This window comes from Streptomyces sp. NPDC018947, from assembly GCF_044390505.1.
Lineage (GTDB): Bacteria > Actinomycetota > Actinomycetes > Streptomycetales > Streptomycetaceae > Streptomyces.
This window is the reverse complement of record NZ_JBIRZD010000014.1, coordinates 84,446-100,841: the sequence shown is the minus strand read 5'-3', so window position 1 is coordinate 100,841 and position 16,396 is coordinate 84,446. Positions and strand designations below refer to the sequence as shown.

Annotated in this window: 16 protein-coding genes; 15 read left to right on the top strand and 1 reads right to left on the bottom strand. The window is 70.5% G+C overall.

What is annotated here, in order from left to right:
• Nucleotides 1-31 precede the first annotated feature (31 nt).
• Together efp and nusB are read left to right on the top strand one after the other, a co-directional pair.
• Nucleotides 32-598 (top strand): elongation factor P, encoded by a 567-nt coding sequence (efp, locus tag ACH499_RS25240; protein WP_188180555.1) that lies wholly within the window; start codon nt 32-34, stop codon nt 596-598.
• A gap of 2 nt (nt 599-600) precedes the next feature.
• Nucleotides 601-1,035: a transcription antitermination factor NusB gene (gene nusB, locus ACH499_RS25235; protein WP_356199329.1), complete on the top strand. Its 435-nt coding sequence runs from the start codon at nt 601-603 to the stop codon at nt 1,033-1,035.
• A gap of 168 nt (nt 1,036-1,203) precedes the next feature.
• On the opposite strand, the gene bldD is transcribed toward nusB, so the two are convergent.
• Nucleotides 1,204-1,707: a transcriptional regulator BldD gene (gene bldD, locus ACH499_RS25230; protein ID WP_020938842.1), complete on the bottom strand. Its 504-nt coding sequence runs from the start codon at nt 1,705-1,707 to the stop codon at nt 1,204-1,206.
• Between the two features lie 297 nt (nt 1,708-2,004).
• Here bldD and pyrR point away from each other — a divergent pair, with 297 nt between their 5' ends.
• The 13 genes from pyrR to metK all read left to right on the top strand — a co-directional run bounded on the left by pyrR (nt 2,005) and on the right by metK (nt 16,363).
• On the top strand, nt 2,005-2,601 hold the full coding sequence (gene pyrR / locus ACH499_RS25225) for a bifunctional pyr operon transcriptional regulator/uracil phosphoribosyltransferase PyrR (RefSeq protein WP_399018492.1): 597 nt from the start codon (nt 2,005-2,007) through the stop codon (nt 2,599-2,601).
• Nucleotides 2,602-2,713: 112 nt separating this feature from the next.
• Nucleotides 2,714-3,694, top strand: a complete 981-nt coding sequence (locus tag ACH499_RS25220; RefSeq protein WP_356199325.1) for an aspartate carbamoyltransferase catalytic subunit — start codon at nt 2,714-2,716, stop codon at nt 3,692-3,694.
• Nucleotides 3,695-3,699: 5 nt separating this feature from the next.
• Complete coding sequence (locus ACH499_RS25215) at nt 3,700-4,986, top strand: dihydroorotase (RefSeq protein WP_356199323.1); 1,287 nt, start codon at nt 3,700-3,702, stop codon at nt 4,984-4,986.
• Nucleotides 4,983-5,549, top strand: a complete 567-nt coding sequence (locus ACH499_RS25210) for a hypothetical protein (RefSeq protein ID WP_356199321.1) — start codon at nt 4,983-4,985, stop codon at nt 5,547-5,549. Before ACH499_RS25215 ends, ACH499_RS25210 begins: the two co-directional genes overlap by 4 nt.
• Nucleotides 5,546-6,688: a glutamine-hydrolyzing carbamoyl-phosphate synthase small subunit gene (gene carA, locus ACH499_RS25205; RefSeq protein WP_356199319.1), complete on the top strand. Its 1,143-nt coding sequence runs from the start codon at nt 5,546-5,548 to the stop codon at nt 6,686-6,688. Before ACH499_RS25210 ends, carA begins: the two co-directional genes overlap by 4 nt.
• The gene (gene carB, locus ACH499_RS25200) at nt 6,681-9,989 is read left to right on the top strand and encodes a carbamoyl-phosphate synthase large subunit (RefSeq protein WP_399018489.1); all 3,309 of its coding nucleotides are present in this window, start codon (nt 6,681-6,683) and stop codon (nt 9,987-9,989) included. The genes carA and carB overlap by 8 nt, the downstream gene beginning before the upstream one ends.
• An 83-nt stretch (nt 9,990-10,072) precedes the next feature.
• Nucleotides 10,073-11,179 (top strand): quinone-dependent dihydroorotate dehydrogenase, encoded by a 1,107-nt coding sequence (locus tag ACH499_RS25195; RefSeq protein ID WP_356199315.1) that lies wholly within the window; start codon nt 10,073-10,075, stop codon nt 11,177-11,179.
• A gap of 5 nt (nt 11,180-11,184) precedes the next feature.
• Complete coding sequence (pyrF, locus tag ACH499_RS25190; protein WP_356199562.1) at nt 11,185-12,030, top strand: orotidine-5'-phosphate decarboxylase; 846 nt, start codon at nt 11,185-11,187, stop codon at nt 12,028-12,030.
• Between the two features lie 258 nt (nt 12,031-12,288).
• On the top strand, nt 12,289-12,612 hold the full coding sequence (locus tag ACH499_RS25185) for an integration host factor (RefSeq protein ID WP_003977346.1): 324 nt from the start codon (nt 12,289-12,291) through the stop codon (nt 12,610-12,612).
• A 37-nt stretch (nt 12,613-12,649) separates the two neighbouring features.
• Nucleotides 12,650-13,243 (top strand): guanylate kinase, encoded by a 594-nt coding sequence (gmk, locus tag ACH499_RS25180; RefSeq protein ID WP_356199313.1) that lies wholly within the window; start codon nt 12,650-12,652, stop codon nt 13,241-13,243.
• A gap of 82 nt (nt 13,244-13,325) precedes the next feature.
• The gene (gene rpoZ / locus ACH499_RS25175; RefSeq protein WP_003977348.1) at nt 13,326-13,598 is read left to right on the top strand and encodes a DNA-directed RNA polymerase subunit omega; all 273 of its coding nucleotides are present in this window, start codon (nt 13,326-13,328) and stop codon (nt 13,596-13,598) included.
• A gap of 113 nt (nt 13,599-13,711) precedes the next feature.
• Nucleotides 13,712-14,914: a bifunctional phosphopantothenoylcysteine decarboxylase/phosphopantothenate--cysteine ligase CoaBC gene (gene coaBC, locus ACH499_RS25170; RefSeq protein ID WP_399018637.1), complete on the top strand. Its 1,203-nt coding sequence runs from the start codon at nt 13,712-13,714 to the stop codon at nt 14,912-14,914.
• A gap of 240 nt (nt 14,915-15,154) precedes the next feature.
• A complete protein-coding gene (metK, locus tag ACH499_RS25165; protein WP_356199311.1) occupies nt 15,155-16,363 on the top strand; it encodes a methionine adenosyltransferase in 1,209 nt (402 codons plus the stop codon).
• Nucleotides 16,364-16,396 lie beyond the last annotated feature (33 nt).

Here is a 16,396-nt window from a genome sequence, read left to right as displayed (position 1 = left end):
ACGTCAGTCCAGTCCAGGAGATTCCGCAACCGTGGCTTCCACGAACGACCTCAAGAACGGCATGGTGCTCAAGCTCGAAGGCGGCCAGCTCTGGTCCGTCGTCGAGTTCCAGCACGTCAAGCCCGGCAAGGGCCCGGCCTTCGTGCGCACCAAGCTCAAGAACGTGCTTTCCGGCAAGGTCGTCGACAAGACCTTCAACGCCGGCGTCAAGGTCGAGACGGCCACCGTCGACAAGCGTGACATGCAGTTCTCCTACATGGACGGCGACTACTTCGTCTTCATGGACATGGAGACCTACGACCAGCTCCACATCGACCGCAAGGTCGTCGGCGACGCCGCCAACTTCCTCATCGAGGGCTTCGAGGCCACCGTCGCGCAGCACGAGGGCGAGGTGCTCTTCGTCGAGCTGCCCGCCGCCGTGGAGCTGACCATCCAGGAGACCGAGCCCGGCGTCCAGGGCGACCGCTCCACCGGCGGCACCAAGCCCGCCACGCTGGAGACCGGCCACCAGATCCAGGTCCCGCTCTTCATCACCACCGGTGAGAAGATCAAGGTCGACACCCGTACGAGCGACTACCTCGGCCGGGTGAACAGCTAACCGTGGCTGCTCGCAACACGGCCCGCAAGCGCGCCTTCCAGATCCTCTTCGAGGGCGATCAGCGCGGCGCCGACGTCCTGACGGTCCTCGCGGACTGGGTCCGGCACTCCCGGTCCGACACCCGGCAGCCGCCGGTGAGCGAGTACACGATGGAGCTGGTCGAGGGCTACGCCGAGCGCGCCGAGCGCATCGACGAGCTGATCGCCCAGTACTCGGTCGGATGGACGCTCGACCGCATGCCGGTCGTCGACCGCAACATCCTGCGTCTGGGCGCCTACGAGCTGATCTGGGTCGACGCGACCCCGGACGCCGTCGTCCTCGACGAGATGGTGCAACTGGCGAAGGAGTTCTCCACGGACGAGTCGCCCGCGTTCATCAACGGTCTCCTCGGCCGGCTGAAGGAACTGAAGCCTTCGCTGCGCCGGGACCAGGCCTGACAGACACAGACGCCGAAGGGCCGGTGGTGACCACGTCACCACCGGCCCTTCGGCGTCCGCCCGCGGCCCCGAGCCGCCGGACGCGGCCGGGGTGGCCGGAAACCACAGGCTTCCGGCCACCCCGGCGGCACGTTTCTGCTGTTGTCCGGCGCGGAGCGCGCCGTCCGCTCAGGCGTCCTCGTGCGTGGCCACCGCACGGCGCGCGTCGGCGTCCAGAACGCCCCAGCTGATGAGCTGCTCGGTGAGGACCGACGGCGACTGGTCGTAGATGACGGCGAGTGTGCGCAGGTCGTCCTGGCGGATCGAGAGCACCTTGCCGTTGTAGTCGCCGCGCTGCGACTGGATCGTGGCCGCGTAGCGCTGCAGCGGACCCGCCTTCTCGGCCGGCACCGTGGCCAGCCGCTCCAGGTCCAGGACCAGCTTCGGCGGCGGCTCGGCGGCGCCGCCCGGGGTGGTGCCCGGCAGCAGCTCCTGCACGGGAACGCCGTAGAAGTCCGCCAGCTCGGCGAGGCGCTGCACGGTCACGGCACGGTCGCCACGCTCGTACGACCCGACCACGACCGCCTTCCAGCGGCCCTGGGACTTCTCCTCGACACCGTGGAGGGAAAGGCCCTGCTGGGTGCGGATGGCCCGGAGCTTGGCCCCGAGCTGTTTGGCGTATTCGCTGGACATATGGCTCCCGGGACAAGGTGTCGACGCGGCCGGCTGTGTTGTCTGCCGCGCGGCTGGTAACTCACTGTGAGGTTACGCAGCGTTACTCTTCTGCGTCAAGCCGAGTGGTCCGCATCGACGCTTCCGTGGTATCCGCACTCCGTTGCTGCGATCGGGTGACATCGGAGGGGCGCAGGAGTGACGGGGGAGTGTCGGGGGTCGATCGTGAGCCGTTCCGGGGGCCTGTTATCGTAGGTGGCGCAATTCAGACGTCCTTTAAGGTCCGTCCCGTGAGGCGGAGAAGGAGGTCCGTTTCATATGGACAAGCAGCAGGACGACGGGCGGCAGGACAAGCACTCCGACGCGCGGCCCGTTCTCGAAGGCCCCGACATCGCACGGGTCCTCACCCGCATCGCCCACGAGATCGTCGAACGCGCCAAGGGCGCCGACGACGTGGTGCTCCTCGGCATCCCCACCCGCGGCGTCTTCCTCGCCAGGCGGCTGGCCGACAAGCTGGAGCAGATCACCGAGCGCAAGATGCCGGTCGGCTCGCTCGACATCACCATGTACCGCGACGACCTGCGGCTCCAGCCCCCGCGCGCCCTCGCCCGCACCGAGATCCCCGGTGACGGCATCGACGGCCGCCTGGTCGTCCTCGTCGACGACGTGCTCTTCTCCGGCCGCACCATCCGCGCCGCCCTCGACGCGCTGAACGACATCGGCCGCCCGCGCGCGGTGCAGCTCGCGGTCCTCGTCGACCGGGGCCACCGCGAACTGCCGATCCGCGCCGACTACGTCGGCAAGAACCTCCCCACGTCGCTGCGGGAGACGGTCAAGGTCCAGCTCGCCGAGGAGGACGGTCGGGACACCGTACTGCTCGGTGCCAAGCCGGACACCCCGGGCGCCCACCCCTAGCTCCGCGTCCGCGCACACCGGTGCCGTACGCCGCCCCGGCGTGCCTCCGCGCGCACCCGGCCGCCCGAATTATCCCGCTCTTTCGCATGAATCGCCTTACGGAGCCTGACAGATGCAGCGTCATCTCATCTCGGCCGCCGACCTCACCCGCGACGACGCCGTCCTGATCCTCGACACCGCCGAGGAGATGGCCCGGGTCGCGGACCGGCCGATCAAGAAACTGCCGACCCTGCGCGGCCGGACCGTCGTCAACCTCTTCTTCGAGGACTCCACCCGGACCCGGATCTCCTTCGAGGCCGCCGAGAAGCGCCTGTCCGCGGACGTCATCAACTTCACCGCCAAGGGCTCCAGCGTCTCCAAGGGCGAGTCCCTCAAGGACACCGCGCAGACCCTGGAGGCCATGGGCGTCGACGCCGTCGTCATCCGGCACGGCGCCTCCGGCGCCCCCTACCGCCTGGCCACCTCCGGCTGGATCGACGCCCACGTCATCAACGCCGGCGACGGCACCCACCAGCACCCCACCCAGGCCCTGCTGGACGCCTTCACCATGCGCCGCCGGCTGATCGGCCGCGACGCCGGCCTCGGCAAGGACCTCGACGGCCGCCGCATCACGCTGGTCGGCGACGTCCTGCACAGCAGGGTCGCCCGCTCCAACGTCGACCTGCTGCACACCCTCGGCGCCGAGGTCACCCTCGTCGCCCCGCCCACCCTGCTGCCGGTCGGCGTCGAGACCTGGCCCTGCGAGGTCTCCTACGACCTCGACTCCACCCTGCCGAAGTCCGACGCGGTGATGATGCTGCGCGTGCAGCGCGAGCGCATGAACGCCGCGTTCTTCCCGACCGAGCGCGAGTACTCCCGCCGCTACGGCCTCGACGGCGACCGCATGGCGAAGATGCCCGAGCACGCCATCGTGATGCACCCCGGCCCGATGGTCCGCGGCATGGAGATCACCGCCGAGGTCGCCGACTCCGGCCGCTGCACCGCCGTCGAGCAGGTCACCAACGGCGTCTCCATCCGGATGGCCGTCCTCTACCTGCTGCTCGGCGGCAACGAGCCCGCCGTCACCCACGCCCGCACCACCGAGGAGAAGTAAGACAGATGAGCAAGACCCTGATCCGTGGTGCGAAGGTCCTCGGCGGCGAGCCGCAGGACGTGCTGATCGACGGCTCCGTGATCGAGGCGGTCGGCCAGGGCCTGTCCGCCGAGGGCGCCGAGGTCGTCGAGGCCGGCGGCAAGGTGCTGCTGCCCGGCCTGGTCGACCTGCACACCCACCTGCGCGAGCCCGGCCGCGAGGACTCCGAGACCGTCCTCACCGGCACCCGCGCCGCGGCGAGCGGCGGCTACACCAGCGTCTTCGCCATGGCCAACACCTTCCCGGTCGCCGACACCGCCGGCGTCGTCGAGCAGGTCTGGCGGCTCGGCCAGGAGTCCGGCTACTGCGACGTGCAGCCCATCGGCGCCGTCACCGTCGGCCTGGAGGGCGCCAAGCTCGCCGAACTGGGCGCGATGCACGAGTCCGCGGCCGGCGTCACCGTCTTCTCCGACGACGGCAAGTGCGTCCACGACGCCGTGATCATGCGCCGCGCCCTGGAGTACGTGAAGGCCTTCGGCGGTGTCGTCGCCCAGCACGCCCAGGAGCCCCGGCTGACCGAGGGCGCCCAGATGAACGAGGGCGTCGTCTCCGCCGAGCTGGGCCTCGGCGGCTGGCCCGCCGTCGCCGAGGAGTCGATCATCGCCCGGGACGTGCTGCTCGCCGAGCACGTCGGCTCCCGCGTCCACATCTGCCACCTGTCGACCGCCGGGTCCGTCGAGATCGTCCGCTGGGCCAAGTCCCGCGGCATCGACGTCACCGCCGAGGTCACGCCGCACCACCTCCTCCTCACCGACGAGCTGGTGCGGTCCTACAACCCGGTCTACAAGGTCAACCCGCCGCTGCGCACCGAGCGCGACGTGCTGGCCCTGCGCGAGGCGCTCGCCGACGGCACGATCGACATCGTCGCCACCGACCACGCCCCGCACCCGCACGAGGACAAGGACTGCGAGTGGGCCGCCGCCGCCATGGGCATGGTGGGCCTGGAGACCGCGCTGTCGGTCGTCCAGGAGACCATGGTGGACACGGGCCTGCTGGACTGGGCCGGCGTCGCCGACCGGATGTCTTTCACGCCCGCCAGGATCGGACGGGCCGCCGGACACGGACGTCCCGTCTCGGCTGGTGAGCCCGCCAACCTCACCCTCGTCGACACGGCATACCGTGGCCGGGTGGACCCCGCGGGCTTCGCCTCGCGCAGCCGCAACACCCCGTACGAGGGCCGCGAGCTGCCGGGCCGTGTGACGCACACGTGGCTGCGGGGCAAGGCGACGCTCGTCGACGGGAAGCTCACGTGACACCTGTAATCCTGCTGGCCGCCGAGAAGGAATCGGCGGAAGTGACCGACTGGGCCGCCCGCCTGGGGTGGGTGGTCGGACTCGTCCTGTTCGTCGCGCTCGTCTACTGGCTGATGCGCGAGGGCTGGAAGTGGCGCGGCACCCTCCAGGGCGACCTGCCCGAGCTGCCCGCCGCGCAGAACGAGCCCGGCCCGGCGAGACTGACGATGAGCGGCCGTTACCACGGCTCCACCACCGCCGGCCAGTGGCTCGACCGCATCGTGGCGCACGGCCTGGGCACCCGCAGCCGGGCCGAGCTCACGCTGACGGACGCGGGACTGGACGTCGTACGCCCCGGCGCGAACGACTTCTTCGTCCCCCTGACCGCACTGCGCGAGGCCCGGCTGGACAAGGGCATCGCCGGCAAGGTGCTCACCGAGGGCGGTCTGCTGATCGTCACCTGGGAGCACGGCGGCAAACTGATCGACTCCGGTTTCCGCTCCGACCACGCGGCCGAGCACAACGAGTGGGTCGAGACCCTGAACGACATGATCAACAAGACGGAAACGGAAGGCGCACGATGACGACCTCCACCAGGGGAGCCCACAGGACTCCCGCCGTACTCGTCCTGGAGGACGGCCGGATCTTCCGCGGCCGCGCCTACGGGGCCGTGGGGGCCACCTTCGGCGAAGCCGTGTTCTCCACCGGCATGACCGGCTACCAGGAGACCCTCACCGACCCGTCGTACCACCGCCAGGTCGTGGTGATGACGGCCCCGCACGTCGGGAACACGGGCGTCAACGACGAGGACATGGAGTCCAAGAAGATCTGGGTGTCCGGGTACGTCGTCCGCGACCCCGCCCGCGTGCCCTCCAACTGGCGCTCGACGCGCTCGCTGGACGAGGAGCTCGCCGCCCAGGGCGTCGTCGGCATCTCCGGCATCGACACCCGCGCCCTCACCCGCCACCTGCGCGAGCGCGGCGCCATGCGCGTCGGCATCTTCTCCGGCAACGCGCTGCCCGACGAGGGCACCATGCTCGCCGAGGTGCGCCAGGCCCCCGAGATGAGCGGCGCCGACCTCTCCGCCGAGGTCGCCACCACCGAGGCCTACGTCGTCCCGGCGATCGGCGAGAAGAAGTTCACCGTCGCCGCCGTCGACCTCGGCATCAAGGGCATGACCCCGCACCGCATGGCCGAGCGCGGCATCGAGGTGCACGTCCTGCCCGCCACCGCCACCGTCGAGGACGTCTACGCCGTCGACCCCGACGGCGTGTTCTTCTCCAACGGCCCCGGCGACCCGTCCACCGCCGACCACCCGGTCGCGGTCATGCGGGGCGTCCTGGAGCGCGGCACCCCCCTGTTCGGCATCTGCTTCGGCAACCAGATCCTGGGCCGCGCCCTCGGCTTCGGCACCTTCAAGCTGAAGTACGGCCACCGCGGCATCAACCAGCCGGTGCAGGACCGTACGACCGGCAAGGTCGAGGTGACCGCGCACAACCACGGCTTCGCCGTCGACGCCCCGCTCGACAAGGTCTCCGAGACCCCCTACGGCCGCGCCGAGGTCTCCCACGTCTGCCTCAACGACAACGTGGTGGAGGGCCTCCGTCTCCTCGACAAGCCGGCCTTCAGCGTCCAGTACCACCCCGAAGCGGCAGCCGGCCCGCACGACGCCGCCTACCTGTTCGACCGCTTCGTTTCCCTGATGGAGGGCCAGCGTGCCTAAGCGCACCGATATCCAGTCCGTCCTGGTCATCGGCTCCGGCCCGATCGTCATCGGCCAGGCCGCCGAGTTCGACTACTCCGGTACCCAGGCGTGCCGCGTCCTCAAGGCCGAGGGCCTGCGCGTCGTCCTGGTGAACTCCAACCCGGCGACGATCATGACCGACCCGGAGATCGCCGACGCCACCTACGTCGAGCCGATCACCCCCGAGTTCGTCGAGAAGATCATCGCCAAGGAGCGCCCTGACGCCCTGCTGCCCACCCTGGGCGGGCAGACGGCCCTCAACACGGCCATCTCGCTGCACGACAACGGCGTCCTCGACAAGTACGGCGTCGAGCTGATCGGCGCCAACGTCGAGGCCATCAACAAGGGCGAGGACCGCGACCTGTTCAAGGAGGTCGTGGAGGAGGTCCGCAAGAAGATCGGGCACGGCGAGTCCGCCCGGTCCGTGATCTGCCACTCCATGGACGAGGTGCTCGCCGGCGTCGACGAGCTCGGCGGCTACCCGGTCGTCGTCCGCCCCTCCTTCACCATGGGCGGCGCCGGCTCCGGCTTCGCGCACGACGAGGAGGAGCTGCGCCGCATCGCCGGCCAGGGTCTGACCCTCTCGCCGACCACCGAGGTGCTGCTGGAGGAGTCCATCCTCGGCTGGAAGGAGTACGAGCTGGAGCTGATGCGCGACAAGCACGACAACGTCGTGGTCGTCTGCTCCATCGAGAACTTCGACCCCATGGGCGTGCACACCGGCGACTCGATCACCGTCGCGCCGGCGATGACGCTGACCGACCGCGAGTACCAGATCCTGCGGGACATCGGCATCGCCGTGATCCGCGAGGTCGGCGTCGACACCGGCGGCTGCAACATCCAGTTCGCGGTGAACCCGGCCGACGGCCGCGTCATCGTGATCGAGATGAACCCGCGCGTCTCGCGCTCCTCCGCCCTCGCCTCCAAGGCGACCGGCTTCCCGATCGCCAAGATCGCCGCCAAGCTCGCCGTCGGCTACACCCTCGACGAGATCCCCAACGACATCACGCAGGAGACCCCGGCCTCCTTCGAGCCGACGCTCGACTACGTGGTCGTCAAGGCCCCGCGCTTCGCCTTCGAGAAGTTCCCCTCGGCGGACTCCACGCTGACGACCACCATGAAGTCCGTCGGCGAGGCCATGGCCATCGGCCGCAACTTCACCGAGGCCTTCCAGAAGGCCCTGCGCTCGCTGGAGAAGAAGGGCAGCCAGTTCGCCTTCACCGGCGAGCCCGGCGACAAGGCGGAGCTGCTGAGCGAGGCCGTGCGGCCGACCGACGGCCGCATCAACTCCGTCATGCAGGCCATCCGCGCGGGCGCCACGCCCGAGGAGGTCTTCGAGTACACGAAGATCGACCCCTGGTTCGTCGACCAGCTCTTCCTGATCAAGGAGATCGCCGACGAGATCGCCGCGGCACCCGAGCTGACCGCCGACGTGCTCGGCGAGGCCAAGCGGCACGGCTTCTCCGACCAGCAGATCGCCGAGATCCGCGGCCTGCGCGAGGACGTCGTCCGCGAGGTCAGGCACGCGCTCGGCCTGCGCCCGGTCTACAAGACGGTCGACACCTGCGCCGCCGAGTTCGCCGCGCGGACGCCGTACTTCTACTCCTCCTACGACGAGGAGACCGAGGTCGCGCCGCGCGAGAAGCCGGCCGTCATCATCCTGGGCTCCGGCCCGAACCGCATCGGCCAGGGCATCGAGTTCGACTACTCCTGCGTCCACGCCTCCTTCGCGCTCAGCGACGCCGGGTACGAGACCGTGATGGTCAACTGCAACCCGGAGACCGTCTCCACCGACTACGACACCTCCGACCGGCTCTACTTCGAGCCGCTCACCCTGGAGGACGTCCTGGAGATCGTCCACGCCGAGCAGCAGGCCGGTCCCGTCGCCGGCGTCATCGTCCAGCTCGGCGGCCAGACCCCGCTCGGCCTGTCGCAGGCGCTCAAGGACAACGGCGTGCCGATCGTCGGCACCTCCCCGGAGGCCATCCACGCCGCCGAGGACCGCGGCGCCTTCGGCCGGGTGCTCAAGGAGGCCGGCCTGCCCGCCCCCAAGCACGGCACCGCCACCACCTTCGCCGAGGCCAAGGCCATCGCCGACGAGATCGGCTACCCGGTCCTGGTGCGCCCCTCCTACGTCCTCGGCGGACGCGGCATGGAGATCGTCTACGACGAGGCCCGCCTGGAGACGTACATCGCCGAGTCGACCGAGATCAGCCCGTCCCGCCCGGTCCTGGTCGACCGGTTCCTGGACGACGCGATCGAGATCGACGTCGACGCCCTGTACGACGGCGAGGAGCTGTACCTCGGCGGCGTCATGGAACACATCGAGGAGGCCGGCATCCACTCCGGCGACTCGGCGTGCGCCCTGCCCCCGATCACGCTCGGCGGCTTCGACATCAAGCGGCTGCGCGCCTCCACCGAGGGCATCGCCAAGGGCGTCGGCGTGCGCGGCCTGATCAACATCCAGTTCGCGCTGGCCGGCGACATCCTCTACGTCCTGGAGGCCAACCCGCGCGCCTCGCGCACCGTCCCCTTCACCTCGAAGGCGACCGCGGTGCCGCTGGCCAAGGCCGCCGCCCGCATCTCGCTGGGCGCGACCATCGCCGAGCTGCGCGCCGAGGGCCTGCTCCCGGCGCAGGGCGACGGCGGCGAACTGCCGCTGGACGCGCCGATCTCCGTCAAGGAGGCCGTGATGCCCTGGTCCCGCTTCCGGGACATCCACGGCCGCGGCGTCGACACGGTCCTCGGCCCGGAGATGCGCTCCACCGGCGAGGTCATGGGCATCGACTCGGTCTTCGGCACGGCGTACGCCAAGTCGCAGGCCGGCGCCTACGGACCGCTGCCGACCAAGGGACGGGCGTTCATCTCCGTCGCCAACCGCGACAAGCGCTCGATGATCTTCCCGGCGCGCGAGCTGGTCGCCCACGGCTTCGAGCTGCTGGCCACCTCCGGCACCGCCGAGGTCCTCAAGCGCAACGGCATCAACGCCACGGTCGTGCGCAAGCAGTCCGAGGGCACCGGCCCGAACGGCGAGAAGACCATCGTCCAGCTCATCCACGACGGCGAGGTGGACCTCATCGTCAACACCCCGTACGGCACCGGCGGCCGCCTCGACGGCTACGACATCCGTACGGCCGCCGTGGCCCGCTCCGTGCCGTGCCTGACGACGGTCCAGGCGCTCGCCGCGGCCGTCCAGGGCATCGACGCCCTCAACCGCGGGGACGTGGGAGTGCGCTCACTGCAGGAACACGCCGAGTTCCTGACCGCCGCCCGCGACTAGCGGCCCCGAGGGGGACACCGGGAACGGTGTCCCCCTCTTCATGAGCCCCGCGACGGGCTCTGCCCGAGGCTTCACGAGGACACATGTACACGATCTTCTTCAAGCTCTTCTTCTCCCGCATGGACCCGGAGCGGGCGCACCACCTCGCCTTCCGGTGGATCCGTCTCGCCGCCCGCGTCCCCGTGCTGCGCACCTTCGCCGCCGCCGTGCTCGCGCCGCGCCACAAGGAACTGCGCACCGAGGCCCTCGGACTGCGCATGCACGGCCCCTTCGGGCTCGCCGCCGGCTTCGACAAGAACGCGGTCGCCATCGACGGCATGGCCATGCTCGGCTTCGACCACGTCGAGATCGGCACGGTGACGGGGGAGCCGCAGCCCGGCAACCCCAAGAAGCGGCTGTTCCGCCTGGTCGAGGACCGGGCGCTGATCAACCGCATGGGCTTCAACAACGACGGCTCCCGGACCGTCGCCGCCCGCCTGGCCTCCCGCAACCCCGTCTTCAGGACGGTCGTCGGCGTCAACATCGGCAAGACGAAGATCGTCCCCGAGGCGGAGGCCGTCGGCGACTACGTGAAGTCGGCCGAGCGGCTGGCGCCGTACGCCGACTACCTGGTGGTCAACGTCTCCTCGCCGAACACGCCCGGCCTGCGCAACCTCCAGGCGACCGAGGCGCTGCGCCCCCTGCTGAGCGCGGTGCGCGAGGCCGCCGACCGCGCGGTCCCCGCCCGGCGCGTCCCCCTGCTGGTCAAGATCGCCCCGGATCTCGCGGACGAGGACGTCGACGCGGTCGCCGACCTGGCCGTCGAACTCGGCCTGGACGGCATCATCGCCACCAACACCACCATCGCGCGCGAAGGACTCGGCCTGCGGTCGGCGCCCTCCCTGGTCGGTGAGACCGGCGGTCTCTCCGGCGCCCCCCTCAAGGCGCGCTCCCTGGAGGTGCTGCGCCGCCTCTACGCGCGCGTGGGCGACCGGATCACCCTGGTCGGCGTCGGCGGCATCGAGACCGCCGAGGACGCCTGGCAGCGCATCCTGGCCGGCGCGACCCTGGTCCAGGGCTACAGCGCCTTCATCTACGAGGGGCCCTTCTGGTGCCGCTCCCTCCACAAGGGACTCGCCGCCCGCCTGCGGCAGAGCCCGTACGCCACCCTCGCCGACGCGGTCGGCGCCGACGTGAGGAAACCCCGATGACCGGCATGACGGTTCCCGAGCCCTTCGGCGCGCGGCTGCGCCGCGCGATGGACGAGCGCGGCCCGCTGTGCGTCGGCATCGACCCGCACGCCTCGCTGCTCGCCGAGTGGGGCCTGAACGACGACGTGGCGGGCCTGGAGCGGTTCAGCCGCACCGTCGTCGAGGCCGTGGCCGGCCGGGTCGCCGTCCTCAAGCCGCAGAGCGCGTTCTACGAGCGCTTCGGCTCGCGCGGTGTCGCCGTCCTGGAGAAGTCGGTCGAGGAGGCGCGGGCGGCCGGTGCGCTGGTCGTCATGGACGCCAAGCGCGGCGACATCGGCTCCACCATGGCCGCGTACGCCGAGTCCTTCCTGCACAGGGACGCACCGCTGTTCTCGGACGCGCTGACCGTCTCCCCGTACCTCGGCTACGGCTCCCTGAAGCCGGCCGTCGACACGGCGCGCGAGAACGGCGCCGGCCTGTTCGTGCTGGCGCTGACCTCCAACCCGGAGGGCGGCGAGGTCCAGCACGCCACCCGGGCCGACGGACGCGACGTCGGCGCGACGATGCTGGCGCACCTGGCCGCCGAGAACGCGGGGGAGACGCCCCTCGGCTCCTTCGGCGCGGTGGTCGGGGCGACCCTGGGCGACCTCTCGTCGTACGACCTGAAGATCGGCGGACCGCTCCTGGCGCCGGGCATCGGCGCGCAGGGGGCCACCCCCGCGGACCTTCCGCGCGTCTTCGGGGACGCGGTGCGCGACGTGGTGCCGAACGTCAGCCGGGGTGTCCTTCGTCACGGACCGGACGTCGCGGCCCTGCGGTCGGCGGCGGACCGTTTCGCCGAGGAGATCAGGGCCGCGGTCGCGGCTGCCTAGAGTCTGGATACACCCACAAAACCGAGGCAATTTGTCTCAAATGTCCGGCCTGACGGAGGCTGACCAGGACTTTTCCGCTGTTCTCGCTGACTCTGGCGGACTTGACCGCTAGTCTCCGTCGGGTGAGGGCACCTCCCACGCCCTCATGACAGTGGGGGAGAACCGGGCAACCGTGTTGCCCGTGACTCCCCAGGTGTGGGGCGACTAGGTTCCTCACCGGTCCGTATCCGACAGTTCGACATCCGAGGTGACGTAGGCGTGGCTCTTCCGCCCCTTACCCCTGAACAGCGCGCAGCCGCGCTCGAAAAGGCCGCCGCGGCTCGCCGGGAGCGGGCCGAGGTCAAGAATCGACTCAAGCACTCCGGCGCCTCCCTCCACGAGGTCATCAAGCAGGGCCAGGAGAACGACGTCATCGGCAAGATGAAGGTCTCCGCCCTCCTCGAGTCCCTGCCCGGCGTGGGCAAAGTCCGCGCCAAGCAGATCATGGAGCGGCTCGGCATCTCCGAGAGCCGCCGCGTGCGGGGGCTCGGTTCCAACCAGATCGCCTCGCTGGAGCGGGAGTTCGGCAGCACCGGCTCCTGAGTCCCGGGCACTGCGCGATTGCTGGAATAATCGGCGCATGGCTGCAACACCCCGGGGGACGTCCCCCGTACCCCCGGACGCTCGTCCGCGGCTGACCGTGCTCTCCGGCCCCTCAGGGGTCGGCAAGAGCACGGTCGTCGCCCATATGCGCAAGGAACACCCCGAGGTCTGGCTCTCGGTGTCGGCGACGACCCGCAAGCCCCGGCCCGGCGAGCAGCACGGCGTCCACTACTTCTTCGTCACCGACGAGGAGATGGACAAGCTGATCGCCAACGGCGAGCTGCTGGAGTGGGCCGAGTTCGCGGGCAACCGCTACGGCACGCCCCGCACCGCCGTGCTGGAGCGCCTGGAGGCCGGTGAGCCGGTGCTGCTGGAGATCGACCTCCAGGGCGCGCGGCAGGTCCGCGAGTCCATGCCGGACGCCCGGCTGGTCTTCCTCGCCCCGCCCTCCTGGGAGGAGCTGGTGCGCAGGCTCACCGGCCGGGGCACCGAACCGCCGGAGGTGATCGAGCGCCGCCTCGCCGCGGCCAAGGTCGAGCTGGCGGCCGAGCGGGAGTTCGACGAGACCCTGGTCAACACCTCCGTCGAGGACGTGGCGCGCGAGCTGCTAGCCTTGACGAACGTCGTGTGATCGAGACTGGTCCGCTGATCTCGAACGGTCACCCCGACCGATCACCGCGACTGAATCTTTCCCATCCATCGGAAGGTAGAGCGTGTCCTCTTCCATCTCCGCGCCCGAGGGCATCATCAACCCGCCGATCGACGAGCTCCTCGAGGCCACCGACTCGAAGTACAGCCTCGTGATCTACGCGGCCAAGCGGGCCCGCCAGATCAACGCGTACTACTCGCAGCTCGGCGAGGGCCTCCTCGAGTACGTCGGTCCCCTCGTCGACACCCACGTCCACGAGAAGCCGCTCTCGATCGCGCTCCGCGAGATCAACGCGGGTCTGCTGACGTCCGAGGCCATCGAGGGCCCGGCGCAGTGACACCGCGGTAGTGTCGTCGGCCCGAAGCCGACTTCTCCACAGGCCCGGCAGCCCGACTGCCGGGCCTGTGGTGTGTGATGGGGGCATACGCATTCCGAGGTCCGGGAGAGATGGTGGACAAGCCCAAGGTCGTTCTGGGGGTCAGCGGCGGCATCGCCGCCTACAAGGCCTGTGAGCTGCTGCGCAGATTCACGGAGTCCGGGCACGACGTACGCGTCGTCCCGACCGCCTCCGCCCTGCACTTCGTCGGCGCCGCCACCTGGTCCGCCCTGTCCGGGAACCCCGTCTCCACCGAGGTGTGGGACGACGTCCACGAGGTTCCGCACGTGCGCATCGGCCAGCAGGCCGACCTGGTCGTCGTCGCCCCGGCCACCGCCGACATGCTCGCCAAGGCCGCCCACGGCCTCGCCGACGACCTGCTCACCAACACCCTGCTCACGGCCCGCTGCCCGGTCGTCTTCGCCCCCGCCATGCACACCGAGATGTGGGAGCACCCGGCCACCCGGGAGAACGTGGCGACGCTGCGCCGCCGCGGCGCCCTCGTCGTCGAACCGGCCGTCGGCCGCCTCACCGGCGTCGACACCGGCAAGGGCCGGCTGCCCGACCCGGGGGAGATCTTCGAGGTCTGCCGCCGGGTGCTCGCCCGCGGCGTGAGCGAGCCCGACCTCGCCGGACGGCACGTCGTGGTCAGCGCCGGCGGCACCCGCGAGCCCCTCGACCCCGTGCGCTTCCTCGGCAACCGCTCCTCGGGCAAGCAGGGCTACGCCCTCGCCCGCACCGCCGCCGCCCGAGGCGCCCGCGTCACGCTGGTCGCGGCGAACGCGGCACTGCCGGACCCGGCCGGCGTGGACGTGGTCCCCGTGGGCACCGCGACGGAGCTGCGCGAGGCCGTGCTGCGCGCGGCGGCGGACGCCGACGCCGTGGTGATGGCCGCGGCGGTAGCGGACTTCCGCCCGGCGGCCTACGCGCCGGGGAAGATCAAGAAGAAGGACGACCGGGAACCGGACGCGATCACGCTCGTCCGGAACCCCGACATCCTCGCGGAGATCTCCGCCGACCGGGCGCGCCCCGGGCAGGTGGTCGTCGGCTTCGCCGCCGAGACCGACGACGTCCTCGCCAACGGCCGGACCAAGCTGAAGCGCAAGGGCTGCGACCTGCTCGTGGTCAACGAGGTCGGGGAGCGCAAGACGTTCGGCTCCGAGGAGAACGAGGCCGTGGTCCTCGGCGCGGACGGCAGCGAGACCCCGGTGCCCCACGGCCCGAAGGAGGCCCTGGCCGATATCGTGTGGGACCTCGTGGCCGAACGGCTCGGCTGAATGGCGCATTCATCGCACAACGGGAGCGAACCTCGTACATTCGAGCGTGGCGCCCCTGGTCAAGGGCGCTCCGCATTGGGCAGAATGCCCGTGTCGCAGGTCACAGACCTTCCGAGAGCTGAGATGGGTGAGTCGGTGGCCGACCGCGACCGATAAACTGTTCTCGGACGTCGCCGGGTGCAGCTCCCCGTGCCGTCCACCAATGATCAGCCAGCAGCCGCTGCAACCCCAGGGAGCATTGTGTCCCGTCGCCTGTTCACTTCGGAGTCCGTGACCGAAGGTCACCCCGACAAGATCGCTGACCAGATCAGCGACACCATCCTCGACGCGCTCCTGCGCGAGGACCCGGCCTCCCGGGTCGCCGTCGAGACCCTGATCACCACCGGCCTGGTCCACGTGGCCGGCGAGGTCACGACGAAGGCCTACGCGGACATCGCCACGCTGGTGCGCGGCAAGATCCTGGAGATCGGCTACGACTCCTCCAAGAAGGGCTTCGACGGCGCTTCCTGCGGCGTGTCCGTCTCGATCGGCGCGCAGTCCCCGGACATCGCGCAGGGCGTCGACACGGCCTACGAGTCCCGCGTCGAGGGCGACGAGGACGAGCTGGACCGGCAGGGCGCCGGCGACCAGGGCCTCATGTTCGGCTACGCCTCGGACGAGACGCCGACGCTGATGCCGCTGCCGATCTTCCTGGCGCACCGCCTGTCCAAGCGCCTCTCCGAGGTCCGCAAGAACGGCACGATCCCCTACCTGCGCCCCGACGGCAAGACCCAGGTCACCATCGAGTACGACGGCGACAAGGCCGTCCGCCTCGACACGGTCGTGGTCTCCTCCCAGCACGCCAGCGACATCGACCTCGAGTCGCTGCTGGCTCCCGACATCAAGGAGTTCGTCGTCGAGCCGGAGCTGAAGGCGCTCCTCGACGACGGCATCAAGCTCGACACGGAGAACTACCGCCTCCTGGTCAACCCGACCGGCCGCTTCGAGATCGGCGGCCCGATGGGCGACGCCGGCCTGACCGGCCGCAAGATCATCATCGACACCTACGGCGGCATGGCCCGCCACGGCGGCGGTGCCTTCTCCGGCAAGGACCCGTCCAAGGTCGACCGCAGCGCCGCGTACGCCATGCGCTGGGTGGCCAAGAACGTGGTGGCCGCCGGTCTGGCCTCCCGCTGCGAGGTCCAGGTCGCGTACGCCATCGGCAAGGCCGAGCCGGTCGGTCTGTTCGTCGAGACCTTCGGCACCGCCAAGGTCGACCACGAGAAGATCGAGAAGGCGATCGACCAGGTCTTCGACCTGCGTCCGGCCGCCATCATCCGCGACCTCGACCTGCTGCGCCCGATCTACTCCCAGACCGCCGCCTACGGCCACTTCGGCCGTGAGCTGCCGGACTTCACCTGGGAGCGCACCGACCGCGTGGACGCGCTGCGCGAGGCGGCCGGCCTGTAAGGCACCCTCGCCCGACGGCACGTACGAGGCCCG